General features: G+C 66.8%; 1 pseudogene. It reads left to right on the plus strand.

Annotated elements, in window-relative coordinates:
• Positions 1–325: pseudogene (locus tag EN846_RS34180) on the plus strand (methyl-accepting chemotaxis protein); the annotation flags it as partial.

The raw sequence follows: 325 nt of genomic DNA on the forward strand, positions 1-325 counted from the left end.
CACCTTCGAAAGCAATCTCGGCGATCTGCAGGTGCTGCTGGCCGCACTGGCCCGTGGCGATCTGAGCGTGCGCATGGAAGGAGAACTGCAGGGGGTGTTCGCGCGCATGCGCGACGATGCCAACGCCACCGTCGCGCAGCTGGGCCACATCGTCACCCGCATCCAGCAGGCAGCCTCCAGCCTCGATGCCGGTGTCGGCGAGATCGTTGCCGGTCACCATGACCTGTCGCAGCGTACTGAACAGCAGGCCGCCAATCTGGAGGAGACCGCCGCCTCGATGCATGAGCTGACCGATACCGTGGGCCGCACTGCCGACGCCGCCGGT

It is taken from the genome of Mesorhizobium sp. M4B.F.Ca.ET.203.01.1.1, assembly GCF_004791025.1.
GTDB lineage: Bacteria > Pseudomonadota > Alphaproteobacteria > Rhizobiales > Rhizobiaceae > Mesorhizobium > Mesorhizobium abyssinicae.